At 68.6% G+C, this 25,891-nt stretch carries 29 protein-coding genes and 3 tRNA genes; 16 read left to right on the top strand and 16 right to left on the bottom strand.

The genetic code is table 11. The annotated features are described in order from the left end of the window. Nucleotides 1–25: 25 nt before the first annotated feature. Nucleotides 26–4,174 (top strand): PGRS repeat-containing protein, encoded by a 4,149-nt coding sequence (locus tag RCP37_RS20890; RefSeq protein WP_308484832.1) that lies wholly within the window; start codon nt 26–28, stop codon nt 4,172–4,174. A gap of 130 nt (nt 4,175–4,304) precedes the next feature. On the opposite strand, the gene lipE is transcribed toward RCP37_RS20890, so the two are convergent. The 4 genes from lipE to RCP37_RS20870 are packed head-to-tail and all read right to left on the bottom strand — an operon-like array spanning nt 4,305 to nt 7,596. Next, nucleotides 4,305–5,546, bottom strand: coding sequence for a lipase LipE (gene lipE / locus RCP37_RS20885; protein WP_308484831.1), 1,242 nt, complete (start codon nt 5,544–5,546; stop codon nt 4,305–4,307). Between the two features lie 33 nt (nt 5,547–5,579). After that, nucleotides 5,580–6,452 (bottom strand): acyl-CoA thioesterase, encoded by an 873-nt coding sequence (locus RCP37_RS20880; protein ID WP_308484830.1) that lies wholly within the window; start codon nt 6,450–6,452, stop codon nt 5,580–5,582. Next, nucleotides 6,449–6,772, bottom strand: a complete 324-nt coding sequence (locus RCP37_RS20875; RefSeq protein ID WP_065042122.1) for a DMT family transporter — start codon at nt 6,770–6,772, stop codon at nt 6,449–6,451. Before RCP37_RS20875 ends, RCP37_RS20880 begins: the two co-directional genes overlap by 4 nt. After that, nucleotides 6,772–7,596 carry a crotonase/enoyl-CoA hydratase family protein gene (locus tag RCP37_RS20870; protein WP_308484829.1) on the bottom strand — a complete coding sequence of 275 codons (825 nt, stop codon included), beginning with the start codon at nt 7,594–7,596 and terminating at the stop codon, nt 6,772–6,774. The genes RCP37_RS20875 and RCP37_RS20870 overlap by 1 nt, the downstream gene beginning before the upstream one ends. 23 nt (nt 7,597–7,619) lie before the next feature. Here RCP37_RS20870 and RCP37_RS20865 point away from each other — a divergent pair, with 23 nt between their 5' ends. Together RCP37_RS20865 and RCP37_RS20860 are read left to right on the top strand one after the other, a co-directional pair. Then, the gene (locus RCP37_RS20865; protein ID WP_308484828.1) at nt 7,620–8,195 is read left to right on the top strand and encodes a TIGR03086 family metal-binding protein; all 576 of its coding nucleotides are present in this window, start codon (nt 7,620–7,622) and stop codon (nt 8,193–8,195) included. A 56-nt stretch (nt 8,196–8,251) separates the two neighbouring features. Then, on the top strand, nt 8,252–9,238 hold the full coding sequence (locus RCP37_RS20860) for a TerC/Alx family metal homeostasis membrane protein (RefSeq protein ID WP_308484827.1): 987 nt from the start codon (nt 8,252–8,254) through the stop codon (nt 9,236–9,238). Nucleotides 9,239–9,247: 9 nt separating this feature from the next. Here the strand turns inward: RCP37_RS20860 and RCP37_RS20855 are convergent, their stop codons facing one another. The 3 genes from RCP37_RS20855 to hisC form a co-directional block, all read right to left on the bottom strand. Beyond that, nucleotides 9,248–9,718: a DUF4334 domain-containing protein gene (locus RCP37_RS20855; RefSeq protein ID WP_308484826.1), complete on the bottom strand. Its 471-nt coding sequence runs from the start codon at nt 9,716–9,718 to the stop codon at nt 9,248–9,250. Between the two features lie 98 nt (nt 9,719–9,816). Beyond that, nucleotides 9,817–10,230 (bottom strand): SRPBCC family protein, encoded by a 414-nt coding sequence (locus RCP37_RS20850; protein WP_046287114.1) that lies wholly within the window; start codon nt 10,228–10,230, stop codon nt 9,817–9,819. 11 nt (nt 10,231–10,241) lie between these two features. Next, nucleotides 10,242–11,288, bottom strand: a complete 1,047-nt coding sequence (gene hisC, locus RCP37_RS20845; protein ID WP_308484825.1) for a histidinol-phosphate transaminase — start codon at nt 11,286–11,288, stop codon at nt 10,242–10,244. A gap of 97 nt (nt 11,289–11,385) precedes the next feature. On the opposite strand from hisC, the gene RCP37_RS20840 reads away from it, so the two are divergent. From RCP37_RS20840 to RCP37_RS20830, 3 genes are all read left to right on the top strand, one after another. Further along, nucleotides 11,386–11,474, top strand: a tRNA-Ser gene (locus tag RCP37_RS20840). A 37-nt stretch (nt 11,475–11,511) separates the two neighbouring features. Further along, a tRNA-Arg gene (locus RCP37_RS20835) sits at nt 11,512–11,584 on the top strand. 110 nt (nt 11,585–11,694) lie between these two features. After that, nucleotides 11,695–12,072, top strand: a complete 378-nt coding sequence (locus RCP37_RS20830; protein WP_308484824.1) for a BlaI/MecI/CopY family transcriptional regulator — start codon at nt 11,695–11,697, stop codon at nt 12,070–12,072. A gap of 21 nt (nt 12,073–12,093) precedes the next feature. On the opposite strand, the gene RCP37_RS20825 is transcribed toward RCP37_RS20830, so the two are convergent. The 7 genes from RCP37_RS20825 to RCP37_RS20795 form a co-directional block, all read right to left on the bottom strand. Then, complete coding sequence (locus RCP37_RS20825) at nt 12,094–12,843, bottom strand: hypothetical protein (protein ID WP_308484823.1); 750 nt, start codon at nt 12,841–12,843, stop codon at nt 12,094–12,096. After that, nucleotides 12,840–13,580, bottom strand: coding sequence for a hypothetical protein (locus RCP37_RS20820; RefSeq protein ID WP_308484822.1), 741 nt, complete (start codon nt 13,578–13,580; stop codon nt 12,840–12,842). The genes RCP37_RS20825 and RCP37_RS20820 overlap by 4 nt, the downstream gene beginning before the upstream one ends. Nucleotides 13,581–13,589: 9 nt before the next feature. Then, complete coding sequence (locus RCP37_RS20815; protein ID WP_308484821.1) at nt 13,590–14,345, bottom strand: hypothetical protein; 756 nt, start codon at nt 14,343–14,345, stop codon at nt 13,590–13,592. A 28-nt stretch (nt 14,346–14,373) separates the two neighbouring features. Beyond that, nucleotides 14,374–14,682, bottom strand: a complete 309-nt coding sequence (locus RCP37_RS20810; protein ID WP_019737957.1) for a hypothetical protein — start codon at nt 14,680–14,682, stop codon at nt 14,374–14,376. Nucleotides 14,683–14,752: 70 nt separating this feature from the next. Beyond that, nucleotides 14,753–16,006, bottom strand: coding sequence for an amidohydrolase (locus RCP37_RS20805; protein ID WP_308484820.1), 1,254 nt, complete (start codon nt 16,004–16,006; stop codon nt 14,753–14,755). Beyond that, complete coding sequence (locus RCP37_RS20800; RefSeq protein ID WP_308487184.1) at nt 16,003–17,001, bottom strand: phosphotransferase family protein; 999 nt, start codon at nt 16,999–17,001, stop codon at nt 16,003–16,005. The genes RCP37_RS20805 and RCP37_RS20800 overlap by 4 nt, the downstream gene beginning before the upstream one ends. 93 nt (nt 17,002–17,094) lie before the next feature. Beyond that, the gene (locus tag RCP37_RS20795; RefSeq protein ID WP_308484819.1) at nt 17,095–17,439 is read right to left on the bottom strand and encodes a nuclear transport factor 2 family protein; all 345 of its coding nucleotides are present in this window, start codon (nt 17,437–17,439) and stop codon (nt 17,095–17,097) included. Nucleotides 17,440–17,514: 75 nt separating this feature from the next. Here RCP37_RS20795 and RCP37_RS20790 point away from each other — a divergent pair, with 75 nt between their 5' ends. The 6 genes from RCP37_RS20790 to RCP37_RS20765 are packed head-to-tail and all read left to right on the top strand — an operon-like array spanning nt 17,515 to nt 22,670. Then, nucleotides 17,515–18,219: a response regulator transcription factor gene (locus RCP37_RS20790; protein WP_308487183.1), complete on the top strand. Its 705-nt coding sequence runs from the start codon at nt 17,515–17,517 to the stop codon at nt 18,217–18,219. Next, nucleotides 18,197–19,705: a sensor histidine kinase gene (locus RCP37_RS20785; RefSeq protein WP_308484818.1), complete on the top strand. Its 1,509-nt coding sequence runs from the start codon at nt 18,197–18,199 to the stop codon at nt 19,703–19,705. The genes RCP37_RS20790 and RCP37_RS20785 overlap by 23 nt, the downstream gene beginning before the upstream one ends. A gap of 42 nt (nt 19,706–19,747) precedes the next feature. Beyond that, complete coding sequence (locus RCP37_RS20780; RefSeq protein WP_308484817.1) at nt 19,748–19,930, top strand: hypothetical protein; 183 nt, start codon at nt 19,748–19,750, stop codon at nt 19,928–19,930. Nucleotides 19,931–19,937: 7 nt separating this feature from the next. After that, a complete protein-coding gene (locus RCP37_RS20775) occupies nt 19,938–20,072 on the top strand; it encodes a hypothetical protein (protein ID WP_308484816.1) in 135 nt (44 codons plus the stop codon). A 47-nt stretch (nt 20,073–20,119) separates the two neighbouring features. After that, nucleotides 20,120–21,991 carry an alkyl/aryl-sulfatase gene (locus RCP37_RS20770; RefSeq protein WP_308484815.1) on the top strand — a complete coding sequence of 624 codons (1,872 nt, stop codon included), beginning with the start codon at nt 20,120–20,122 and terminating at the stop codon, nt 21,989–21,991. 34 nt (nt 21,992–22,025) lie between these two features. Further along, nucleotides 22,026–22,670: a histidine phosphatase family protein gene (locus RCP37_RS20765; protein WP_308484814.1), complete on the top strand. Its 645-nt coding sequence runs from the start codon at nt 22,026–22,028 to the stop codon at nt 22,668–22,670. A 10-nt stretch (nt 22,671–22,680) separates the two neighbouring features. Here RCP37_RS20765 and RCP37_RS20760 read toward each other — a convergent pair whose 3' ends face one another. After that, nucleotides 22,681–23,010: a LapA family protein gene (locus RCP37_RS20760; RefSeq protein WP_308484813.1), complete on the bottom strand. Its 330-nt coding sequence runs from the start codon at nt 23,008–23,010 to the stop codon at nt 22,681–22,683. Nucleotides 23,011–23,115: 105 nt separating this feature from the next. Here RCP37_RS20760 and RCP37_RS20755 point away from each other — a divergent pair, with 105 nt between their 5' ends. Further along, nucleotides 23,116–23,712, top strand: coding sequence for a putative glycolipid-binding domain-containing protein (locus RCP37_RS20755; RefSeq protein ID WP_373693077.1), 597 nt, complete (start codon nt 23,116–23,118; stop codon nt 23,710–23,712). Here the strand turns inward: RCP37_RS20755 and RCP37_RS20750 are convergent. Beyond that, nucleotides 23,678–24,619: a prephenate dehydrogenase gene (locus RCP37_RS20750; RefSeq protein WP_308487181.1), complete on the bottom strand. Its 942-nt coding sequence runs from the start codon at nt 24,617–24,619 to the stop codon at nt 23,678–23,680. The two genes, RCP37_RS20755 and RCP37_RS20750, sit on opposite strands and share 35 nt — an antisense overlap. A gap of 84 nt (nt 24,620–24,703) precedes the next feature. Between RCP37_RS20750 and RCP37_RS20745 the strand changes: the two genes are divergently transcribed. From RCP37_RS20745 to RCP37_RS20735, 3 genes are all read left to right on the top strand, one after another. Further along, a complete protein-coding gene (locus tag RCP37_RS20745; protein ID WP_308484812.1) occupies nt 24,704–25,225 on the top strand; it encodes a tRNA adenosine deaminase-associated protein in 522 nt (173 codons plus the stop codon). Beyond that, on the top strand, nt 25,222–25,689 hold the full coding sequence (locus RCP37_RS20740) for a nucleoside deaminase (protein ID WP_308484811.1): 468 nt from the start codon (nt 25,222–25,224) through the stop codon (nt 25,687–25,689). Before RCP37_RS20745 ends, RCP37_RS20740 begins: the two co-directional genes overlap by 4 nt. Nucleotides 25,690–25,718: 29 nt before the next feature. Continuing rightward, nucleotides 25,719–25,809, top strand: a tRNA-Ser gene (locus RCP37_RS20735). Nucleotides 25,810–25,891 lie beyond the last annotated feature (82 nt).

The following is a 25,891-nucleotide window of genomic DNA, read 5'->3' as shown; positions in this document are numbered from 1 at the left end:
TACATCTGATGAAAGGTGTTCGTAAATGAGTCGTCGTCACAGCAGCAGCCGGCGCTGCGGTCAGCAGGAGGCCGCCGGCCAGGCACGCCGCAGGCGGGTGATCGGTGCCGGTGGTGCTGCCACCGCGTTCTTGGCGTTCGGGATGGCGCCCCTAGCGGCAGCCCCCTCGGCGCAAGCCGACGGACTGGACTTCTCGTGGGACTGGTTTGACCCAACCTCGTCGCTGTCCGCCGATTCGAGCGCGGCGGCGTGGGACTTCAGTCTGAGCGGCATCCTCCAGAGCTGGATCTATGAGCCCATCCATTTCGGGGTGGAGGCCTGGATCAACAGCGATCTCGGTGAGCTGGTCAACGGCTGGATCAACGACTCTTCGGGTCTGTTCTTGATCGGTGATGGTGCCGACGGAACCGCGCTCGACCCCAACGGTGGTGACGGCGGACTGTGGTTCGGAGACGGCGGCGCCGGCTGGGACAGCGACGATGCGTCGCTGGCCGGCGGCACCGGTGGTGCGGCGGGCTGGTTCGGAAACGGCGGTGTCGGTGGCGACGGCTTCGAGACCGGTGCCGGTGGCAACGGCGGTTTCGGCGGGTCCTTCATGGGTATCGGTGGTGACGGCGGGGCCGGCGGGCTGGGTGTCGGCGTGAGCGGCAGTGGCGGTGCCGGCGGCAGCGGTGGCGACGCGGTGGGCTGGTTCTTTGGCACCGGCGGCAACGGCGGCGCTGGCGGCAATGGCACGGCGGGCGCTAACGGCAGCTACGCCGACGGCGGCACGGGAATCGGCGGCAATGGCGGCAACGGCGGTGCCGGTGGCGCCGGTGGGCGCAGCGGTTACCTGTTCGGTAACGGCGGCAATGGCGGTGCCGGTGGCGTCGCCGGTGACGCTGGGACCGCCGCAAACGGGATCGACGACGGCATTGCGGCTCACCTGAATGGCGCGGCCGGCGGTGCGGGCGGCAACAGCGGCGCGGGCGGTGTTGCCGGCGAGAAATACAACGGCTCGTACGGGCACGCCGGCCAGGCTGGGGACGCCACAGAGGGCGGCGCCGGATCCGATGGCGGCGACGCCTACAAGGACTCAAACGGTGACTACCTTGGCAACGGCGGCGCTGGAGGCCGCGGTGGAGCCGGTGGAGCCGGGACCATTGGCGCTGACGGCGGTGCGGCCGGTAACGGCGGCGCCGGGATTACCGGCGGAATCGGCGGAGCCGGGGGTAACGGCGGTGCTGGGCAGGCTGACGGCGTCGGTGGAGACGGCAGTGCCGGCGGCGCGGGCGGCTTCGGTTCGCTCCACGGTGGCAACGGCGGCGCCGGTGGCACCGGGGGCGCCGCCACCCTCGGGGAAGGAGGACAGGGGGGCCATGGTGGCAACGGTGGCGCCGGCGGTAATGCGGCCACTGACGACGAAACCGTGCAAACCACCGGCGGCAGCGGCGGCGCCGGCGGCGCCGGCGGCGCCGGCGGTTACATCCCGCCCGTCACCCAAGCCCCCCGCAACGGCATCGGTGGAGACGGTGGCGACGGTGGAGCGGCCGGCACCGGCACCTACATCGGCGGCAACGGCGGCACCGGTGGTAACGGCGGTAGTGGCGGCGGCGGCACCACGAGTGTCGGCGGCGACGGTGGCCACGGCGCCGACGGTGCCGCCAGCACGGGTTGGAAGTCCGGCGACGGAACCGTCTTCAGCAAGGGCGGCAACGGCGGTAACGGTGGGACCGGCGGTGCGGCCGGGTCCAACGGCGGCGCCGGTCACGGCGGTGATGCCGGTGACGGTGCCGATGGCGCGACCGGGAACGGCGTGATCAGCGCCGGCGGTAATGGCGGTAATGGCGGTAATGGCGGTAGCGCAGCGGCCGGCCTAGCGAACGGCGGCGGCTCCGGTGGTCAGGCCGGCGATGGAGGCAGCGGCGGTGACGGCACTGCAATCGGAGGTAACGGCGGTAACGGCGGTAACGGTGGTATCGCGCAGCTGCAAGGTGGTAGCGGCGGTAACGGCGGAGTTGGCGGTAACAGCGCCGGCGCGACCAATCCCGCCAATCCCTTCGGCCTCAGCCGCGCCGGCAACGGTGGTATCGGTGGGTCTGGTGCCAACACGACTGGCGGCACTCTGAACGTCTTCCCGACCGGGCCCGCCGGCAACGGCGGTAACGGTGGTAGTGGCGGCACCGGGGCCGGCGCCGTCAACGGCGGCAACGGTGGTATCGGCGGCTCTGGCGGAAGTGGCTCCGGTGGCGGCAATGCCGGTGATGGTGGTGCCGGCGGCGCCGCGACGGGCACCGGTAACGGTGGTAACGGCGCTAACGGCGGACTCGGCGGGTCCTCCAAAGCCGGAACCGCCGGTATTCCGCACCCGCGGGCCGCAGGTGGCGACGGCTACGCCGGCATCGATGGCGGCCAAGGCGGTGACGGCGGTAAGGGCGGTGCCGCGGTCTCCGGTACTGGCGGTAACGGCGGTAACGCCGGCGGCGGTGGCCTTGGCGGCAACGGTGGCGTCGGCGGTAAGGGCGGTGTCGACGACAACGGCAACGGTTTGCGCGGCGGCAACGGTGGCGTCGGTGGCGCCGGTGGCAGCGCTGGGCAAGCTGGAGCCGGCGGGGCCAGTACCAGTGGCTCCAACGGGGCGGCGGGCAACGATGCCAAGGACGGCAACGGTGGTGTCGGTGGTGCCGGCGGTGCCGGCGGTACCGGAACTAACGGCGGAAACTCCGGCGAGGGTGGTACCGGTGGTACCGGTGGTACCTCCGGCAGCGGTAACGGTGGCGCCGGCGGCGTCGGAGGCGCTGGCGGTGTCGGCGCAGCGGGTGCGATTGGCAGCGCGACCACCAGCGGAACCGCCGGCGGTAACGGTGGTAACGGTGGTGCCGGCGGTATCGGTGGCAGCTCCGACACCGGTACCGATGGCGCGGCCGGACTCGGTGGTGCTGGTGGTGCCGGTGGTGTCGGCGGCGTCGATGTCAACGGTGCTGGTCTGAGCGGTGGCAACGGCGGTACCGGTGGTGCCGGTGGCACCGGCGTCAACGGTGGTGTCGACGGCAACGGCGGTTCGGGTGGTGCCGGTGGCGACGGCGGCATTGGAACCAACGGCAAGGCCTCCGGCGACGGTGGTGCCGGCGGTAACGGCGGAACCTCCGGGAGCGGCAACGGCGGCTTCGGTGGTGCCGGCGGTTCCGGTGGGGCCGGCGAGGCCGGTGCGGTGGCAAGCGCCACCACCGACGGAACCGTCGGCGGTAACGGCGGTAACGGCGGTAAGGGCGGTATCGGTGGCACCTCCGACACCGGTACCGATGGCGCGGCCGGCATCGGTGGTTACGGTGGCGTCGGTGGTGTCGGCGGGGTCGACGCGGCTGGCAATGGCCTCGACGGTGGCAACGGCGGTAACGGTGGTGCCGGTGGTACCGGCATCAACGGTGCTCTCGATGGCAACGGCGGTGTCGGTGGCCAGGGTGGCGCCGGCGGTATCGGCAACCAGAGCAGGACCTCCGGCGACGGCGGGGACGGCGGTGCCGGTGGTAGCTCCGGCAGCGGCACCGGTGGCACCGGTGGTGGCGGTGGTGCTGGCGGCGCCCAACCCCTTGACGGAACCGCCGGCGATGGCGGCAACGGTGGCGTCGGCGGCACTTCCAACAGCGGCAACGGTGGCAACGGTGGTATCGGTGGATCCGGCGGAGCCGGCAAAGCTGGCACGGCTGGAGCCGATAGCCCCTTTGGTAAGGGTGGCACCGGAACCAACGGCGGTGATGGCGGTAATGGCGGCCAGGGCGGTAGCGGCGGCGCCTCCAACACCGGCAACGGTGGCAAGGGCGGCAACGGCGGCGCCGGTGGTCTCGGCGGCGTGGGCGGCAACGGCGGTAAGAGCGGTGTCCCCATCGCCGGCGCACCCCAGCCCGGCGGTACCGGCGGCAACGGTGGCGACAGCGGTAACGGTGGCGCCGGCGGTGTCGGCGGCAACAGCACCAGCGGTACCGATGGAACCGGCGGTAACGGCGGTGCCGGGCCTGCAGGCGGCAAGGGCGGCAACGGCGGCAACGGCGGCTACACCAACGCCGGCGCTAGTGCGCCGGGCGGTCCTGGCGGCACCGGCGGCTCCGGTGGCACCGGCGGTGCCGCCGCCCCCGGCGGGTCACCCGGCACCAACGGCCCCACGGGCGCCAACGGCAACCAAGGCCGACCGGGCTAACCTCCGCAGATCGCGTATCGCGGCCGTCGGGTCCCTCACCGGACTCGGCGGCCGCGGTCGCGTTCGGGGTTAGCCCGTTGACTCTGCTCACGGCGTGCCCTACTCGCACTTTCCCACCCTGAGCGCAGCGTCAACGCAGAGAACGGGGCATCTCCGCGGCGATGGTGTTCATCAGCGCGGTGTAGCGCTTGGCCTCCGGGTCCTGACCCGGCTTACCGCTGGAGATCAGTCCGGCCGACAGCCCCCGCTCGGGGTCTGTCCAGATAGCGCAGTTGACCAGGCCAAGATGCCCGAACGCGGCCGGAGCGTTCCGGCCGAACGGCCCGAACCGCTTCGACCCCAGCATGTAACCGGTGCCCCAGCGCAGCGGCGCCAGCCCGGTGGCCACGTCGGGCCGCAACCGGCGGCACTGCGCCGTCGCCCCGCGCAGGGTCTCCGGTGACAGCACCCGCACCCCGTCGAGTTCGCCTCCGCGGCGCCAGATCTCGGCGAACCGCGACAGCTCGAACGCGGTGGAGATGGTGTTCGACGACGGCACCACCGTGGTCAGAAAGAACGGGCTGTTGGTGACGGGGATGATCTCGTGGACCGACCCGCCGATGGCCTTGCGGAACACCGCGACCGCCGCGCCGGTCGGCTGCTTGCCGGTGGCATGGCTGGGCGCCACCAGCGGAATATCTTGCGGGGCAACACCGTAATTGGTCCACCGGAACCCGAGCGGGTCCAGGATCTCGGTCGCCAGCACGTCCCGGATATCGCGACCGGTGGCTGCCCGCACGATCTCCCGCGTCAGCGGCCCCCAGGTCAGGGCGTGGTACATGTGCATCAGCCCGGGCGGGTACACCAAGCGCAGATTGGCCAGCTGTGCCTGGGCGTACTCCGGGTCGTCGGCGCGATTGAGGTCGGGCTTGGGCCCGGTGGCGAACGGCACTCCGGCGCTGTGGGTCATCACGTGCCGAATGGTGGTGCGGTGCTTGCCGTGTCGGCCGTAGTCGGGCAGATAGTCGCTGACCCGATCATCGAGGGAGAAGGCGCCGCGCTCGGCCAGCATGTGCATCACGGTGCTGGTGATGGCCTTGGCGGTCGAGTACACACAGAACGGGGTGTCCACGCTCACCGGGACCAACTCGGCGTCCTCGGGATCTTCGGGGCCGTTGCCCCAGCCGTGCCCGATCGCCCGGTTGAGCACCACGCGGCCGTTGTGGCGCAGGCACAACTGGATGGCCGGGTGCAGGCCGGCGGAATACCAGTGCCGGGCGGCCCGCCAGATCCGGTCCACGGCCGCCGGGTCGATACCGGAGTGGTCCTCGTCGCCGATCGCGGTGACGGCGTCGAGGTCGGCGGGGATACGGACGGTGCCGTCAGGAGTCATGCCCGCCAGGTTACGTGCGAGGCCCGGCGGGCCTCAGACGGCGCGGCCCCGGCCGAAATAGAGCTCCTGGGTCGCCAGGCAGACCAGCTGCCCCGCCCGGTTGTACATCGTCGAGGTCGTCAGGCCGCGCCCGGCGATGCCGCTGGGCGTGAACTGGTCCGACAACACCCAGTCCGAGAGGTCGACGGGGCGCTGGAACCACAGCGCATGGTCGATCAGCGCGTTGAAGGTGCTGGCCTGGTTGGTGCGCCGCATGGTCAGCGCGGCCTCCACCATGGTGGTGCCGGACAGGTAGGTCAGCAGGGCGCTGTGCATCGCGGGATCAGCGGGCACCGCCTCGGCGGGTTTCCACCACAACCGCAACCGCGGCGACGGTTCGGCACGCTCCATGGCGATCCGCGGCGGTGCGTCCACGTAGCGCAGGTCGAAGGGGTGCGGCTGGACCCAGTAGCCACCGAGTTCCTCGGCGTAGGCGGACAGTTGTTCCTGCGACGACGGCAGCGAATCCGGGTCGGGGACATCCGGTATCGGCTGCTGGTATTCCGGTGCGTCCACGGCGGTGGTGAACGACGAGAGCACCTCGAGCAGGATCTGGCCGTCTTGGCGGGCGGTGACCTGGCGCGTCGACAGCGTTCCGCCGTCGCGGGCCACCTCCACGTGCAGGTCGACCGGGCGGCGGGCGTCCCCGGCCCGCAGGTAGTAGACGTGCACGCTGTGCGGCACCCGTCCCGGCGCGGTGCGGCTGGCGGCGATCAGCGCCTGGCCGGCGATATGCCCGCCGACGATGTGGTGGATCCGGTTGTCCAGCTGGGTGGCCACGAAGTGCTCGTCGTCGACGCGGTCGACGTCGAGGGTGGCGATGATGTCGGCCAGGGCCGGCTGGCGGTGCGGCACGTCAACGCTCATGCGTGCGCCCCCATCTCCATTAGGTACACGCCCGCGCCGATCAGCACCACGCCACCGGCCATCACCGGGGTGAACGGATCGTCGAACAAGAACCGGGCCAGCACCGCCGTCGCCGCCACGCCGATGCCCGACCAGACCCCGTAGGCCACCCCGACCGGAATCCCGCGCTTGAGCACCATCGCCAGCAACACGAACGACACCACATAGCCGACGGCCACCGGGATCGCCCACTGCCAGCGGGAGAAGCCGTCGGAGGCGCGCATCGACAGCGTGCCGGCGACCTCGAAACCGATCGCTCCCAGCAGCAGCAGCCAGGCCATCACTCGCCGGTGAACTCGGGCTTGCGTTTGCCCATGATGGCGCCGATACCCTCCATCAGGTCTTTGGACGCCAAGAACGCCGAGTTCCACGCCGCGACATAGCGCAGGCTGGCCGCCACCCGGTCGGTGCGCTGCTCGTCCAGAACGTCTTTGACCCCGGCCACGGTCAGCGGCGGGTTGGCGGCGATCTCGGTCGCGGTGGCGTGGGCGGCGGCCAGGCAGGCCTCGGCGTCGGCATAGACGTCGTTGACCAGGCCGATCTTCTCTGCCCGAGCGGCGTCGATGTCCTTGCCGGTCAGCGCGAGTTCACGCAGGTGACCGTCGGACAGGATCAGCGGAAGCCGGGCCAGGCTGCCCACATCGGCGACGATGGCCAGCTTGACCTCGCGCACGCTGAACTTGGCGTCCGCCGCGGCGTAGCGGATGTCGACCGCCGAGATCAGGTCGACCCCGCCGCCGATGCACCAGCCCTGGATCGCCGCGATGGTCGGCGTGCGGCAGTCGGCCACCGCGGTGATCGCACCCTGCATACGCTGCAGCTCACGGTGGAAGTCCGCCCGCGGCCGGGCCAGCGCCCCCTCGGCCAGCATCGGTGTCATAGTGCCGCCCATCGCGGCCAGATCCAGCCCGTAACTGAAGTTCTTGCCGGAGCCGGTCAGCACGATCGCCCGCACGTCGCGGTCGGCGTCCAACTCGGCGAAGACCTCCGGGAGCTCCGCCCAGAACGCCGGGCCCATCGCATTGCCCTTGCCCGGCCCGATCAGCGTGACCTGGGCAACGTGGTCTTTGATCTCGACGGTGACGGATTCATAGGTCTCGGCCATACTTCAGACCGTAGCGTGGACTCATGGCCTCCGATCTGCGACCCGGTCCCGATGCGCCCCCGGCCGACGAGCTGGCCGGCGCCGAAGCGGCCCTCGGGGTGTTGGCGCAGGTGCTGCATCACATCAGCAGCGACGAATTGACCAATCCGACGCCGTGCTCGGAATTCGACGTCGCCCAGCTGACCGCGCATCTGCTGAACTCCATCCGCGTCCTGGGCGGCGCGGCCGGCGCTGTGTTCGCCGACAGCGACCCCGCCGAGGCGCCGGAACGGCAGGTCATCGCCGCGGCCCGGCCGGCTCTGGACGCCTGGCACGGGCGTGGCCTGCAGGGCACCGTCGCGATCGGCCCCAACGAGCTGCCTGCGACGATGGCGGTGGGCATTCTGGCGCTCGAATTCCTGGTGCACGCGTGGGACTACGCGACGGCGACGGGCCGCACGGTGCAGGTGGCCGAACCGCTGGTCGAGTACGTGTTGGGCCTGGCGCAGGCGATCATCACACCGGCGGGCCGGGTGCGAGCGGGGTTCGATGACCCGGTCGACGTCCCCGGTTCGGCATCGAGCCTGCAGAAGCTGATCGCCTTCACCGGACGGTCATAGCCTCGCAACCTGCTGGCCAATCCAGCGTCGTTCAAGCTGCCTAGCGTGGATGGCACATGGACGTTGCCGGATGGTTATGGGCATTGACGATCGTCGGCCTGGTGGGGCTCCTGGCGTTCGACTTCTTCGTTCATGTCCGCAAGGCGCACATTCCGACGCTGAAGGAATCCGCGCTGTGGTCCGCCGGCTACATCGGCGTCGCCCTGCTTTTCGGGGTGGGCGTGTTCGTCTTCGGGGGAGCTGACCCGGGCTCGGAGTACTTCGCCGGCTACGTCACCGAGAAGGCGCTCTCGGTGGACAACCTGTTCGTATTCCTGGTCATCATGGCCAGCTTCCGAGTGCCGCGCGCCGACCAGCAGAAGGTCCTGCTGTTCGGGATCGTCATGGCGTTGGCCGCGCGGACCGGCTTCATCGTGCTCGGCGCCGCGCTGATCAACCGTTTCGCCTGGGTGTTCTACTTCTTCGGCCTGCTCCTGTTGCTGGCGGCGGGCAACATGCTCAGGTCGGGCAGCGCAGAGGTATCCCACCGCACCCCCGATGTCATCGTCGGGCTGGTGCAGAAGGTGGTGCCCACCAGCGAGCGTTATGACGGCGACCGGCTGTTCACCCGCATGGACGGGCGCTGGGCGATCACCCCGATGGTGTTGGTGATGCTGGCGATCGCCGGCACCGATGTGCTCTTCGCGCTCGACTCGATCCCGGCGATATTCGGCCTGACCCAGAACAGCTATCTCGTGTTCACCGCGACGGCCTTCTCCCTGCTGGGCCTGCGGCAGCTCTACTTCCTGATCGACGGCCTGCTCGACCGGCTGGTGTACCTGTCCTACGGACTGGCGGTGATCCTCGGGTTCATCGGCGTGAAGCTGATCATGCACGCGATGCACGAACAGGGCGCCGGCGGCGTCGAGATCGGCACCGGACCGTCGCTGCTGGTGATCGTCGGCGTGCTCACCGCCACCGTCATCGCCTCGCTACGCCACCGCCGGGAAGCACCGGACGCAACCCGATGCGACACCGAGCCCGAGCTGGTGCTGCGCCGCTGATCGCGGCGACTACACGCGCTCCAAATAGAAGTAGAAGTAGCGGCCGTTGTCGAGGACTCCCGCCTTGCCGTTCATGATGCCCAGCACGGTGTTGTCGTCGACCCGCTTGAAGTGGTCATGGGTGGGCTGACCGTCGTAGACCATGGTTGCCACCACCTCGCCGCGGAACTCCTCGGCCCATAGGCTCGCCTCGCCCTTACCGAGCTTGACGTTGGAGAACTTGTTGCCGTCTTCGTCCAGGCACACCAGCGGCTGTACGTCGGTGAGCGAGTTGAACGTCTTGCCGAACCAGCGGGCCTTGTCCAACAGGCCGTTCATCTTGTGGCCGGTGACGAACTCCCCGCCGCGCCACTCGCCGATCATCTGCTCGACGGTGGCCGGCGGCAGGGTCGCCCAGAATTCGTCGATCTCGGCGTCGGGGATCTGGTCGGTGCGCTCCTTGAGCGCATTGAACGTCTTGCGGGCCAGCTCGTCATTCATGGTGCAAATCCTTTGGTTTTGTCGCCGAACGTGAAGTTAGCTTCACAAGCGCCGGTCGAGTGTGAAGCTGATTTCACGCTCGGCCAGAAGGGAAAAGCTCAGGCGGCCTTGTTCACGGCCCGCTTGAGGCCGAACAGCAGGCCCTGCGCCAGCACCGCGGCGACCCCGGGCAGGCGGTTGTCGGCGCTGACGGTGTAGCTGATCTCCGTGCCGGATCCGGTCGACCGCAGGGCCACGTTGCCGACGTAGTTGCGGAACGGGATGCCCGAGACGCCGCGGTAGCTCAGCCGCTGATCCGGCTCGAACGCGATGATCTCCTCCACCAGCGGCGCCATGCCCGGCACCGCCTGGATGCGACGCTGGGCGCCGACGCCGTTGGGCTCGGGTGTTCCGGGCCGGATCACGGTGATCTTCAGTCCGGGGGCCCAGCTGGACATGCCCTCGTAGTCGGAGAGCACCGCCCATACCTGAGCCGCAGATGCGGCGACGGTGGCAGTCGCGGTCGCGTGCATAAAGTTCCTCCTCAGCGGTACGTCTGTGCGAACCGTAACAGCGCGTCGTTCTCCTCCGGCGCGCCGATGGACACCCGGACTCCGTCTTGCCCGTAGGGGCGGACGACGATGCGGGCCGCCGCGGCCGCGGCAACGAAGTCGGCGGTGCGCTCGGCCAGTGGCAGCCACACAAAGTTGGACTGCGAATCCGGCAGCTCGAACCCGGCTTCACGCAGCGCGGCGGAGACCCGGGCCCGCTCGGCGACTACCGCATCGGTGCGAGCCATCAGCTCGTCGGCGGCGTCCAGGGAGGCGATCCCGGCGACCTGCGCCACGCTGGACACCGTGAACGGCACGTAGACCTTGCCCAGTGCGGTGATGATCTCCGGATCGCCGACCGCGTAGCCCAGCCGCAGACCGGCCAGCCCGTAGGCCTTCGAAAACGTGCGCAGCACAACCACATTCGGGTGACGCCTGACCAGTCCCAGGCTGTCGGGGAGCAGGCCGTCGCGGATGTACTCCACATAGGCCTCGTCGATGGCGATCAGGATGTGCGGTGGAACCGCGGCGACGAACCGCTCCAGCGCGTCGGGGTCCACGACGGTGGAGGTCGGATTGTTCGGGTTGCAGACGAAGATCAGCCGGGTGCGCTCGGTGATGGCGGCCAGCATCGCGTCCAGATCGTAGGTGTGCTCGCGCAGCGGCACCTGCACCGGAACGGCGCCGGCGGTACGCACCTGCAGCGGGTAGATCTCGAAGCTGCGCCAGCCGAACACCACCTCGTCGCCGGCTCCGGCACTGATCTGGATGAGCTGCTGGCACAGGCTCACCGATCCGCAACCGGCCGCCACGTGCTCCCGGCCGAACCCGACGTGCTCGGCCAGCCGGGTCCGCAGCGCGGCGTAGCCGTTGTCCGGGTAGCGGTTGGTGGTAGCCAGAGCGGCTTCGACGGCTTTGGCCACGCTGGGCAACGGCGGGAACACCGTCTCGTTGCTGGCGAGCTTGATCGATCCGGGGACCGTCTTACCCTCGACGTAGGCTGGCAGCGCGGCGATCTCCGGGCGCAGTCGGGCGGTCACGGACCACAGCATATGTGTGTCGTTGGCGGCTTACTTCCCCGCACTCACCCCGCGGTTTCAGAACTTGGGGAGTGATCCGGTACCCTCAACGAGTTCGGGAGGCGTGCCAGAGCGGCCGAATGGGACTCACTGCTAATGAGTTGTCCCCTTTACGGGGGACCGGAGGTTCAAATCCTCTCGCCTCCGCAACGGCCGGGCTTGCTCGACCGACAACTGAAGACAGGCGCCCGTAGCTCAACGGATAGAGCATCTGACTACGGATCAGAAGGTTGGGGGTTCGAATCCCTTCGGGCGCACATTTTCATCGGTGACAGATTGCCCCGGCTACGGCCGGGGCTTTTCTGTTTGACGGGCAGCTGTGGCCGCTCCCCACGCCGAATCTCCTAAATTAGGTTAGCCTTACCTTGTGGTTGCGCGCATTGGGTTGGGTGATCTCGAACGCTCGGTCATGGAGTGCCTGTGGTCGGCGTCGGGGGCGTTGACTGTCCGTGAGGTTCACGCGTCGGTGGCCGTGAAGCGAAACCTGGCCTACACCACGATCATGACTGTGCTGCAACGACTTGCGAAGAAGAATCTGGTGGTCCAGCGGCGTGACAATCGCGCCCACCGGTATGTGCCGAAGCAGGGCCGCGCCGAGTTGGTCGCCGAACTGATGTCGTACGCGCTCGATCAGGTGGCCGACTCCTGCGGACGCGAGGCCGCGTTGGTTCATTTCGTCGAGCGCGTCGGCGCCGACGAAGCCACCGCGCTACGACGGGCGTTGGCTGAACTCGATGGCGCCTGAATCGGTGCCACGCGCCGTCGGCTAGGCCCGGTCGCTTCGTCTGTCGCTGCGCGGCGTGGAGGTGTTCGGTGCGAACCATGCCCTCTTGGCCTGCCAGGACCGCGCCAGGCCGTAGGCGAAGATCGACACCGAGAGACAGACGCAGGCCCAGATCGCCGGGCCGGCGTCGCGGTCGATACAGATCGAGATGATTCCGGCCAAGCAGGCCGCCACCGCGAAAGTCATTGCGGTCAGGTACAGCACGAGCGTGGTCCTGGCCCGCTGATCGTGCCGCAGCGACAACATGAGCCGGGCGACGTAGCCGGTCAGGTACAGCAACACCGCACTGGCGGTCACCTCGAAGGCGGTCACCCAGCGATCGCCGGACAGCGTGGCGAACAGGTCTGGCTCGAAGCCCCGGTCGGTATTGAAGAACGCCACCAGCATCACCGCCATGCACGAGCCCACCGGCACCAGGAGGTGCTTGCGCATGATCGGCCCCACGTGCGCGGGATCGGCGAGCCGCACCAGCATGTGGTAGATGTTTCCGATCACCCCGGCGAACAGGCACAGCAACCCGAGCACCTGCTGGGCGTTCCATCGCCCCAACAGGTCGTAGAGGGTCGGGCCCAGCTCGGTGCCCACCCAGGGCGTCAACAAGACCAGGGCAAGGCCCTCCATTGCGATGGCAAAGGTGGCGCCGGCCTCCCAGCGTGACCACCAGGTGTCGCGACGAACCCACAGGCAATAGACGACCATCGCCACGGTGGCCAGGATGAACGCTGGTGTCATTGCGCGCCGATCACCGACTCGTCGCCGTTGGCGGTGAACCAGGCGCTCTTGGCTTTCCAGGATCGCGCGGACCCGTAGGCGAACGTGCCCACCGCCAAGCAGATGCAGAGCCAGATCCCGCGGCTGGCGTTGTCACCGTCGACCCACGTCGAAGCGAGCACGATCACGCATGCGACGGCGGCGAACGCCATTGACACGAGCCAGAGGTCAATGGTGGCCTTGGCGCGCGGATCGTGTCGTAGGGTCAGCATCAGCCGGCTGACGTAGCCGCTGAGGTAGAGCACCAGGGCGCAGCCGACCAACTGGTACAGCTCCATCCAGGCATCGGTCCTGGGCGCGGCGAACACGTCGGGCTGGTAGTCCTGATCGGAGCGCAGGAAGGCCGGCACCATCACGGCGATGCCCAGCCAGATCGGGATCATGAGCTGGCGGCGCATGATGAACCGCACTTGATCGGGGTCGGCCAATCGCACCAGCATGTGATAGATGTTCGCCGTGACGGCAACGATCAGGCACAGGTGGCCGATCAGCTGTTGAACGTTCCACACCCCGAGGCCGTTGTGCAGCACCGGGCCGATCTTGGCTCCGGCCCACGGCGACATCAGTAGCAGCGCACAGGCTTCCAACGCCAACGCGAAGGTGGCGGCGTTCTCCCAGCGCGTCCACCAGGTGTCGCGGCGAACCCAGAGGCTATAGGCGACGACTGCCAATGTGGCGAGAATGATTCCGGACGTCATCGGGTGCCCTCACGACAGGGCTTGCGGCGGGTTGGGCTGCGTAATCGGAGGCTCGCTGCTGGTGAACCACGCGGCTTTGGCCTGCCAGGAACGGGCCGAGCCGTAGGCGAAGATCGCCACGGAAATACATGCGCACAGCCAAATCAGCGGGCTGACATCGGCTTTGGACCACGCATTGCTCAACAGCGCCATGATGGCCGCCACCGCGAAGGCCGTAGAGGCCGTGTAGAGCTCGACGGTCTCTTTGGCGCGTGGATCGGATCGGAGTATCGACAGCACCCGCGTCGCGTAGCCGGACAGGAAGATCAGCATCAGGGACAACAGCACCCAGTATGCGCGCGCCCAGGCGCCGCCGCCCCCGAGCGAGGAGAAACCGTCCGGTCGGTAGCCGGCGTCGGCGATCAGGAACACTGCCACCATCGCCACCACGCCGGCCTGTAGGGGCAACCGGACGTGCAGTCGGAACAACGGGCGGAATTGATCGAAGTCGGCCAGGCGTGCCAGCACGTGGTAGATGTTGGCCGCGATGGCGACGACGAAGCAGATGTGACCGGCCAGCTGCTGGATATTCCAGATCCGGGTGACTTGGTGCAGCCCCGGGCCCAGGGTTTGGGCTGCCCATGGCGACATCAATACGAGCGCGAAGGTCTCCAGCGCGATCGCCAGGGTGATACCGATCTCCCACCGCGACCACCACGTATCGCGGCGCACCCACAGGGTGTACAGCGCCACCAACACGGTGGCACCAATTAACGCCGACGTCATGCGTCGACGGTACTTCCTGACGGTCCGATTAGACGGGCGGTTTGTCCAGATCCGCCTTCAGATCACCCAGCCGCAGCGGCCGCGATGAGGACTCCAGGTATTCGGCGACGGCGTCGTGCTCGATCAATCCGAACCGTACCTGCAGGTCGACGGGGTTGAGGCCGAAGTACCTGGCGACTCGGATCAGGTTGTCCGCGCTGATCAGTCGGCCCTCATGGGCCGCCTTGTAGTAGGCGGACTTGCGATAGCCGAATGCCTCGTAGACCTCGGTCGCTCCTAGCGGCCTGCCCACGAGGTAGGGCAACACGACGGTTGGGTCTTTGTGACGATCGTCCACAGCAATACACCTTAGCTCGTCTTCGTGGACCGCACAAGTGTTTCAGAAACTCGGCGGAGTGTAATGACTACTAAAACCGACTGGGAGTAAGCAATTCAAGCATTGCACGGGCTGCAATCCTGGTTCCGAGCGGGATAGCGGAAAGGTCGACCACATAGTCCGGCGAGTGCGGTGTGTACGGGAACAATTGACCCTTTTCCGCGGACTTCGCGTACACCTGTGGGTCGGCCACCCCGACCAGCAGATATGCCAGTGGTACATCGACGTGCGGCCCTTTGAGCAGGTGGCAATCCTCTGAGCCGGTCAGGGCTGGAAGCTGACGCACGACGTTGTCCGGGCCGAGCAGATCGCCCAGCGCGGTCGCCACCCGGTCGGTGAGCGCGGTGTCGTTGACCAGCGGGGTGGCGCCACCGGCCATGGTGATGTCCGGCAGCCGGTCTTCGGGCATGCCGTAGCTGCGCGCGATGCCCTCGCAGATCGCCCGAATACGGGTCAGCATCGTTTCGCGCACAGCGGGGTTGAACCAGCGCAGGTTGACTTTGAGCAGTGCCCGGTCCGGGATGACGTTGTAGGCACTGCCGGCCTGCACCGAGCCGACAGTCAGCACCGCCGTCTCGCTGGGGGCGACGGCCCGGCTGACAATGCTCTGGAACTGCACGACCGCCTGCGCCGCCATGAGTACCGGGTCAACGGCCAGCTGGGGCATCGACCCATGGCCGCCGACGCCGTGGAACACGATGTCGAGCTGATCGGTACCGGCCATCCGTTCTCCGCCGACCGCGGCGACCATGCCGACCGGTACGGGCGCGGTGTGCATCGCCAGGAAAGCGTCCGGTCTGGGAGCGACGTCATAGAGGCCCGCGTCGATCATGGCTTGGGCGCCGGTGATCAGTTCCTCGGCGGGCTGTCCGATCAGCACCGCGGTGCCCGACCAGGAATCGGCGGTCTCGGCGAGCACCTTGGCCAACCCCAACATCCAGGTCACGTGCGCGTCGTGGCCGCACATGTGTCCGAGTGCCGGGTTGCTGCTGGCGTAGTCCAGGCCGGTGGCCTCGGGCACTGCCAGCGCGTCCATGTCGGCCCGGTACATCACTACCGGGCCTGGGCCGTTGGACAGCACCGCCACCACGCCGGTGCGACCGATCCCGGTGGTCACCGTGAAGCCGAGGTTGCTCAGGGCCTGCGCGGCGGTCCGCGCGGTGCGCACTTCGTTGAAACCCAACTCGGGGTTGCGATGCAGGTCTTTGAAGATGTCGATCAGACGCCGAGTGTCGGCCTTAACAATGTGGTCGATGCCGGCGACGTAGTTGCGCTGGTCCGTCATTTCGCGCTCGCCATCCAGGTCTGGGCCCGGTCGAAGAGCCAGACGGCGGCCTCGTGCAACTGATCGCCCACTTCCTTCTGGGCCATGCCTGCCGACGCCCGGGCCAGGGTGCCCTCGATCACGATGGCCAGCTTGAAGGCGGCCATCACCGTGTACCAGCCGATATGCGTCAGATCGCGGGAGCTGCCCGCGGCGTAGCGCTGCACCAGGTCATCGGGGGAGGCCAGCCCGTCCATGCCGGTCAGCGTGTGGCTGAACACGCTGGACCCGTCATCCTGGCGCCAGGTGGCCAGCAGCCAGCCCAGGTCCAACAGTGGATCCCCGATGGTCGACATCTCCCAGTCCACGATCGCCGCCACCTCCGGTCCGGTGGGGGAGAACATCACGTTGGCCGCGTGATAGTCGCCGTGCAGGATCCCCGGCTGCCAGGACGTCGGCACGTTGCGCTGCAGCCAGTCGGCGACGTCGTCGAGTCCGGGCAGGTCGGGCCCGGGATAGTTCTCGAACTGCCGGTAGGAGTCCAATTCGGAAAGCCACCGCGGCACTTGGCGTTCCAGGAAGCCGTCGGGTTTGCCGTAGTCCGCCAACCCCACCGCGACGTGGTCGAGCGCACCGAGCTTCGCCAGCGCGTCGGCCATCGACAGGCCCATGCCGTACCGGACCTCCGGGTCGCCGGCGTGCAGCGCGGGCAGTTCCCCACTCGCGTTGAACCCGTCGACCGGCTCCATCAGGTAGAACACCGCGTCGCCGAGCACCGCCGGGTCGTCGCAGACTGCGATCAATCCCGGATGGGGCACGTCGGTGCCGGCCAGCGCGCCCAACAGCCGGGTCTCCCGCAGCATCACCGCGTTGCTGCGCGGTCGCAGATGCCGTGGGCCGCGCCGCAACACGTAGCTGCGGCCGGACCGGGCGAACGCCAGCATGACGTTCTGGGTGCCGCCGGACAGTTCGGTGACGTTTTCCAGCGGGCCCTCGCCCAGGTTCTGGGCGGACATCCAGTCCGCGACCGCTTCGAGGTTCACGGGGGGAAACCTAACCCGTCAGCCCGCAGCGATTCAGTGGTTTCGCGGGCCCCGTTTGCAGCGGTGTCAGCTCTTGGGGCGGACCTGCTGGGAGATCGTCTGCACCCGGATCGAGTCCTCGTCGAACAGGAAGGTGTCCACCCCGTCGACGCCGAAACCCGGTGCGTCCAGCGTCCATTCCAGCAGCAGCACGTTGCCGCTGTAGGTCTGCGACTTGATTTCGAAGTTCGCATCGGCCAGTGCCGCGGACAGCTGGCTGAACGCGGCCCGGATGCCGCCGCTGCCCTGCGCTACGCCGGCGGGAGTGATCAGCTCCGAGTCGTCGGTGTAGTCGACGAGCAGCTCGTCGACGTCGCGCGCGAGCAGAGCCTGGAGGTGATGGTCGAAGATTTCCTGCGGTGAGCGTGCCATGCGATGAACATATCGGCGCGACCGACATACTGGAACGTGATGTCTGCGCCACGGGGATCGGTCGAACGTGTCGTGATGTCGCGCGCCGACGGCAAGCCCATCACGGTGCTGGTGGTCGACGACGAGTCGGTGCTGGCCGAGATGGTGTCGATGGCGCTGCGCTACGAGGGCTGGACCACCGCGATGGCCGGGGATGGTGCCTCGGCGATCGCCGCCGCCAAGGCCGAACGTCCCGACGTCGTGGTGCTCGACGTGATGCTTCCCGACATGAGCGGACTCGACGTCCTGCACAAGCTGCGGGAGATCAACCCGCGGCTACCGGTGCTGTTCTTGACCGCTAAGGACGGCCTGGAGGACCGCATCGCGGGGTTGACCGCCGGTGGCGACGACTACGTCACCAAGCCGTTCAGCATCGAAGAAGTGGTGTTGCGGCTGCGAGCGCTGTTGCGCCGCACCGGGGTGAGCACCGCCGAGGCCGGCGCCCAGATCGTGGTCGGTGACCTGGTGCTCGACGAGGATTCCCATGAGGTGACCCGGGGCGGTGACCCGATCACGTTGACGTCCACCGAATTCGAGCTGCTGCGTTACCTGATGCACAACGCCAAGCGGGTGCTGTCCAAGGCGCAGATCCTGGACCGGGTGTGGGACTACGACTTCGGCGGCCGGGCCAACATCGTCGAGCTCTACATCTCCTACCTGCGTAAGAAGATCGACAACGGCCGATCGCCGATGATCCACACGCTGCGCGGTGCGGGCTATGTGCTCAAGCCCGCTCCTTAATCTCTGGCGTCCCTGGTCGCTGCGGGCGCGGCTGCTGGTCGGTCAGATCGTGCTGCTCACCGTGGCCTGCCTCGGTATCGGTGCGGTGACGGAACTGGCCCTCTACCAGTATCTGGTCGGCCAACTCGACCATCAGCTCTCCGACGCCTCACGCCGCTCCGCGCGGCTGCACGGCCAGCCATTGCCGCCGCCCGGGCATCGGCACCACCGGCCGCGCCCGGGGCCGGGTCCGGACTTCCTGGACGCCCCCGGCCAGCCGGCCGGCATGGTCGGTGCCGTGATCGAAAGCGGGAGTGCTTCCGGACCTGGTCAAGGCGTCGAGGCGGGCTATCTGAGCATCTCGGGTCAGCGGGAGGAACTGAGCCCGTCAGCCACAACACGATTGACCGATGTGTTGGCCGGGGAACCGCCGGTGACGCGTCGCCTCGACGGCGTGGGCCGCTACCGGGTGGTCGCGACCACCGCTCGACGTGGTGACGACGTGGTGGTCACCGGGCTGCCGCTGGCTGCGGTGGACGACACCATGGTCCGGGTGCTGCTGATCTTCGGCCTGGTCACCCTGGTCGCCGTGGCCGCGGTGGCCACCGCCGGCAGCGTGGTGATCCGGCGAGCACTGACCCCGCTGCGCCGCGTCGCGCAGACCGCCGGCGAAGTCGCCGGCCTGCCGTTGGATCGCGGTGAGGCGACGCTGCCGGTGCGCGTCGCCGAATCCGACGCCAATCCCCGCACCGAGGTCGGACAACTGGGCGCCGCGGTCAACCGGATGCTCGACCACATCGCTGCCGCGCTGTCGACCCGCCAGGACAGCGAGACCCGGGTGCGCCAATTCGTCGCCGACGCCAGTCATGAGCTGCGCACACCGCTGACCGCGATCCGTGGTTACACCGAGCTGGCGCAACGAATTCCGGCATCCGATGGCGCGGACTCGCAAGCCTTGGCGCATGCGTTGAGCCGGGTGCAGTCCGAGACCGAGCGGATGACCCAACTGGTCGAAGACCTGCTGCTGCTGGCCCGGTTGGACTCCGGCCGTCCGCTGGAGCACGAGCCGGTGGACCTGTCCCGGATGGCGGTCGACACCCTCAGCGATGCGCACGTCGGGGGGCCGGATCATCAGTGGCAACTCGATCTGCCCGACGAGCCGGTGACGGTGCCCGGTGACGCCGCCCGGTTGCACCAGGTGGTGGCCAACCTGCTGACCAACGCCCGTGTCCACACCGGCCCGGGAACCGTGGTGACCCTTCGGCTGGGTGTCGACGGCGACGACGCCGTGCTCAGCGTCACCGATGACGGCCCGGGAATCCCCGCGGAATTCCTGCCGGAGATCTTCCAGCGGTTCGCCCGCGGGGACACCTCCCGATCGCGCAAGGGCGGCAGCACCGGTCTCGGGCTGGCGATCGCCTCGGCGGTGGTCCGGGCACACCGGGGCACCATCGCCGTCAGCAGCGAACCCGGCCGGACCGCCTTCACGGTGCGCCTGCCCCGGTAGCCCCGGGGTTTGCACCCGCCGCCCGGCGGGTAGGCGACCCAGATGAATCCCGAACTGCCACCCGAACCGGGCCGGCCGGAAGAGCCGCCACAGCGGCGGGTTCCCGACGAGCCGCCGGAACGACTGGTGCCCGCGGAACCGCCGGAACGACTGGCGCCCGCCGAGGTGCCCGAACGGCTGGTTCCCGAAGACCCGCCGGCCCCGCCCGACGACTCACCGGAGTAGTGATCCCATGCGTGCTGAAGAAGGCGACGAATCCATCCGCGATTACGCCAATGAGGCGCGCGAGACGCGAGACCGGGTCGCCCGTCCATCGTGGCCGAAGCGGCTGCGCAACGCACTGACCTCGTTGCGTCGGCGCCACTGACGCGACAACTCACACCGCGGCACGGCATTGGTGGCAAGCTGGGCGCCATGGAAAACCAGCCGGTGAGTGCAACGATCGAAGCCGCCCACGCCGCGCACCGCAAGGCGCTGCCCTTCGGTGACACAACGGATTTCGCCGACGCAGACCGGGGCTTCATCGCCGCATTGACGCCGTGTGTCATCACCGCGGCCGACGGCCAAGTGGTCTGGGACAACGACAGCTACGACTTCCTCGCCGGTGACCCGCCGACTTCGGTGCACCCGTCGCTGTGGCGCCAATCGCAGCTGGCCGCCAAACAGGGCCTCTACGAAGTGGTCGAGGGCATCTACCAGGTGCGCGGCTTCGACATCTCCAACATCACCTTCGTCGAAGGCGACTCCGGGGTCATCGTCATCGATCCGCTGATCTCCACCGAGGTCGCCGCCGCCGCACTGAAGCTCTACCGAGAGCACCGCGGCGCGGACCGCCCCGTCACCGCGGTGATCTACACCCACAGTCACGCCGACCATTTCGGCGGCGTGTTGGGCGTGACGTCGCAGGCCGACGTCGATGCCGGGCGGGTGGCCGTGCTGGCCCCGGAGGGCTTCATCGAGCACGTGGTGGCCGAGAACGTCTACGCCGGGACTGCGATGCTGCGCCGGGCCGGCTACATGTACGGCACCGTGCTGGACCGCGGGCCACGCGGGCAGGTCGGCTGCGGCCTGGGCCAGAACACCTCGACCGGGGAGGTGTCGGTCATCGTCCCCACCGTCACCATCTCCCAGACCGGCGAGTCCCATGTCATCGATGGCGTACAGATCGAGTTCCAGATGGCGCCGGGCACCGAAGCGCCGGCCGAAATGCATTTCTACTTCCCGCAATTCCGGGCGCTGTGCATGGCCGAGAACGCCACCCACAACCAGCACAACCTGCTGACCCTGCGTGGCGCACTGGTCCGCGATCCGCGGGCCTGGGCCGGCTACCTCACCGAGGCCATCGACACTTTCGCCGGGCGGGCCGACGTCGTCTTCGCCTCGCACCACTGGCCGACGTGGGGCACCGAGCGAATCGCGGAATACCTCGGGCTGCAGCGCGATCTGTACGCCTACCTGCACGACCAGACGCTGCGGCTGCTCAACCGCGGCTTCACCGGAGTCGAGATCGCCGAACAGTTCCAGCTGCCGCCCGCGCTGGAAAACGCCTGGCACGCCCGCGGTTACTACGGCTCGGTGAGCCACAACGTCAAAGCCGTCTACCAGCGGTACCTGGGCTGGTTCGACGGCAACCCGGCCCGGTTGTGGCCGCACCCGCCCGAGGCCCTGGGACCCCGCTACACGGCAGCGCTGGGCGGCGTCGACCGCGTCGTCGAACTGGCCGAGGCAGCCTTCAATGACGGCGATTTCCGTTGGGCAGCAACCCTGCTCGACCATGCGATGTTCACCGACGCCGACCACGCGGGGGCACGCAGGCTCTACGCCGACACGCTCGAACAACTGGCCTACGGCGCGGAGAACGCGACCTGGCGCAACTTCTTCCTCTCCGGCGCCACCGAATTGCGCACCGGCAACTTCGGCACCGTCGGCCAGGTCACCTCGGTGGGCCTGATCTCGCAACTGAGCCCCGAGCAGCTCTTCGAGAGCCTGGCGATCCGGATCAACGGGCCGCGCGCCTGGGACCTGTCGCTGGCCCTCGACGTCTCGTTCGCCGACACTGGGGTCAACTATCGCCTCACCCTGCGCAACGGGGTGCTCGTGCACCGCAAGACGCCGGCGGACTCCGGCAGCGCGGACGTCACCGTCACCGCGCCCACCAAGCTGGCGCTGCTGGCGGCGCTGTTGGGCAATGGTGGGCTGGAGGTCTCCGGCGACCAGAGCGCCTGGGCGAACCTGCTCGGCGTACTGGACAACCCCGACCCGAACTTCAACATCGTCACCCCGTGAGGCCGGGCCGAGCTGGCCCCTTATGGTGACAGGCGTGCAGTTGCTGCTGATCCGCCATGCCCTGCCGCTACGCAGCGAGTATGGCCAGGGCTCAGATCCCGAGCTGTCCGAGACCGGCTTCGCCCAGGCACAACGCCTGCCGGACGCGCTGGCGCGATTCCCGATCACCCGGCTGGTCAGCAGCCCGCAGCGCCGGGCGATCCAGACCGCTGAGCCGCTGGCCGCGCAACTCGGGCGCAGCGTCGACATCGATGAGCGGTTCGCCGAGTACGACCGCGATCTGGCCGGCTATCTGCCCGTCGAACAGCTGCGCACCGAGCGGCCCCAGGATTGGGCCCGGATGGCGCAGGGGCACCTGCCCGCCGACGTCGACGAGGCCGCGTTCTGCGCCCGAGTCGCTGACGCGGTCGCCGCCGTGGTGGCCGGCTCCGGGCCCGACGACACGGTCGCGGTGTTCAGCCATGGCGGCGTGATCAACGTGATCCTGCACCAGGTTCTGGGCACCCAGCGGTTGCTGTCGTTTCCCATCGATTACGTGTCGATCACGCGGCTGCTGTACTCACGGTCCGGCCAGGCCGCAGTGGCAGCGACGAACGGCACCGAGCATGTCTGGGACCTGCTGCCGCGCAATCAGGCCCGATTGCCCGGCAGCGAGGAAAGCGGCGAAGCCGCGGGCTGATCCCGGCGGGCTACCGCCGAGCCGCGAGAGTCTTCTTGGCGGCGCGACGCAGCTGGAAGATCCGCGCGGTCCCCACCAGGGCGGTCAGCAGCCCGCCGCAGATCGCCGCCAGCAGGATCGCCACGCCCTTCGGCAGGCTCCAGGTCCAGGTCAAGAACGCCAGATCGACCGGGCCAGTGTTCTGGGTGATGAACACCAGCAACACGATCAGGACCAGGAAACCAGCGATCAGCGCGCTCCACAGTGCGCCGGCGCGGGTCAACGGCATCGTCGCCGCAGGCGGCGGGGTGCTGGCTTCGCTCGCAGGCGGGTCGACGGGCACGCTCGGGTCGCTGCTCATGGGGACATCTTGCCGCGTAGAGGCCAGGAATGAACGGGTTCTGGTGAGTTTGCGCACCGGGGGGCGCTGACTGCGGATCGTTGGCCGGTCGCTTACGGTGGATTGGTGAGTGCAGCCCCGTCCGGTCAGTGGCCGGCGATTCTGACCTGGCGGGCGCCCGACGCCCCCCGGATGGAGTCGGTTCGTGTGCAGCTATCCGGAAACCGGATCCGGGCCAATGGCCGCATCGTGGCCGGGGCCACCGCCGACCACCCGGCGTTCGGCGTCTATTACGACCTGCACACCGATGAGTCCGGCGCCACCAAACGGCTGGGGCTGACCGTCACCCTCGCCGAACGGGAACGCCAGCTGGTGATCGCCCGCGACGAAGAGAACATGTGGCTGGTCACGGACGCCCGCGGGCAGTCCCGCGCCGGCTATGACGGTGCCCTGGACATCGACATGCTGTTCAGCCCGTTTTTCAACACCTTGCCGATCCGGCGGGCCCGGCTGCACGAGCGGGAGGCTGCGATCACCCTGCCCACGCTGTACCTGAACCTGCCCGACATGTCGGTGGTGGCGGCGACCGCCAGCTACAGCAGCGTCGGGACCCGGCCGGGCATCAAGGTGATCACGCCGGGAACCGATGCCCGCGGCACCACCGTCACCGTCGATGCCGACGGCTTCGTCATCGACTATCCCGGGTTGGCAACGCGGATCTGATCACCCCGCCGGCCCGCCCGGCAGCGGCCAATTCCCGGCGCCAGTCCTTGGCGCCGACGACGACCGTGACGATCTCGCTGCGGGGGAAGTTGTCGTAGCGCGTGCGGGCGGCGTGCCCATGATTAACCAGCTCGGCCACCGAATCCGAGGCCGACAGCGAATCACGCGCGTCGGACAACAATGCGATTGCGCGATCCAGCGCCGGCAGCAGCCGCTGCCAATTGGCCTCACACATCGCCCGGACCAGATCGGGAGCCGTTCCGGCCACCCGGGTGCCGTCGCGGAAGGATCCGGCGGCCAGCGCGAACGCCAGCGGTACGTCGGCCGCCGTCACGGCCAGCGCCTCAGCCATCAGGTGCGGCAGATGAGAGATGGCGGCCGCGGCCGCATCGTGTTCCTCCGAGCGCGCCGGTACCGCCAGCGACCCGCAGTCCAGAATCAGGTCCAGCACCTGCGCGAACACCGCCGGGTCCACCTGGTCGTCGACGCTGATCACCCACGGTGCGCCCTGAAACAGGTCGGCGTGCCCGGCCGGCCAACCGGAGTGGGCGGTCCCAGCCATCGGATGGCCACCGACGAAGCGAGCCTGTAGTCCCGCCGCGGTGATCTCATCGAGCACCGGGCTCTTGACGCTGGTGACGTCGGTCAGGGGGCAGTCGGGTGCCAGGCGGCTGATGGGGCCGAGCAGCATCGGCAGCGCCGGTACCGGGACGGCGATCACGATCAGCGCACCGGTCGCCGCGGCGCGCTTGAGGGCTGTTTCGAGCTCGGTGGTGGCGTCGAATCCGTCGGCGACTGCGGCGTTCACCCCGTCGGCTGACCTGTTGTAGCCGAACGTCGTCCGGCCCGCCGCCGCGGCCGCACGCAGCACCGAACCGCCGATCAGACCGAGCCCCAAAACGCACACCGGAGTTTTCACTGTGCTTACTGCCACCTGTCCAGGTTGGCACACGCTGGTCAAGGGCGTAAGCGGCGACTACCGTAGGCGCCCATGGGAGCACAGAGCTCGTCTGCACCGGGCCGGCCGGCAGAGACGCTGGACGGTTTCGGAGTTGCTGTTGTGCGCGAAGATGGCAAGTGGCGGTGCACGTCGATGCGTGCCGCGGCCCTTACCAGCCTGTCCACAGCAGAGACCGAGCTACGTGAACTGCGCAGCGCCGGGGCTGTTTTCGGTCTGATCAATGTCGACCACGAGTTCTTTGTGATCATCCGGCCGGGTCCGGCCGGCACCCGCCTGCTGCTCTCGGATGCCACCGCAGCCCTGGATTACGACCTCGCCGACGAGGTGCTCGAGGAGATCGACGCCGACATCGACGCCGACGACCTGGAGGACGCCGACCCGTTCGAGGAGGGCGATCTGGGGGTGCTGTCCGACATCGGCCTGCCCGCCGCGGTGCTCAGCGTCATTCTCGACGAGCCCGATCTGGCCGTCGAAGAGCAGCTGCACCGAATCGCCAACGAGATGGGATTCGACGAGCAGCTCACCGCGGCGCTGCCGCGACGCAGTCGGTGAGCGGCCCGCTCACCGACGAGGACCTGATCCGCGCGGCCCTGGTGGCCGCCGGCCAGGCCGGACCCCGCGATGTGCCGGTGGGTGCGGTGGTGGTCGGTCCCGACGGCACCGTGCTGGCCCAGGCGGCCAATGCGCGCGAAACTCTGTCCGACCCGACCGCGCACGCCGAACTGCTGGCCATCCGCGCTGCTGCCGCCGTCCTCGGTGACGGTTGGCGACTGACCGGCGCGACGCTGGCCGTCACCCTGGAGCCCTGCACCATGTGCGCGGGCGCCCTGGTGGCCGCGCGGGTGCAACGCCTGGTGTTCGGGGCCTTCGAACCCAAGACCGGGGCCGTCGGTTCATTGTGGGACGTAGTGCGCGACCGCCGGCTCAACCATCGCCCCGAAGTACGAGGTGGAGTGCTCGCCGCAGAGTGCGCTGCACCACTGGAAGCGTTCTTCGCCCGGCAGCGATTGGGCTGATGGCCCCCTCGTTGGGTACGCTGTCCCGCGGTGGCGTGTCCGAGCGGCCTAAGGAGCACGCCTCGAAAGCGTGTGTGGGGTAACCCCCCACCGAGGGTTCAAATCCCTCCGCCACCGCCACATGATGAGTCGCCTCATCAGTTACGGATTGCCCCGGCTTCGGCCGGGGTTTTCTGTTTGTCGGGCCCCTCTCGGCCGGACT

It is taken from the genome of Mycolicibacter sp. MU0102 (assembly GCF_963378105.1).
Taxonomy (GTDB): domain Bacteria; phylum Actinomycetota; class Actinomycetes; order Mycobacteriales; family Mycobacteriaceae; genus Mycobacterium; species Mycobacterium holstebronense.
Note: the sequence above shows the minus strand (reverse complement) of the source record. Positions and strands in the feature narration are given on the sequence as shown.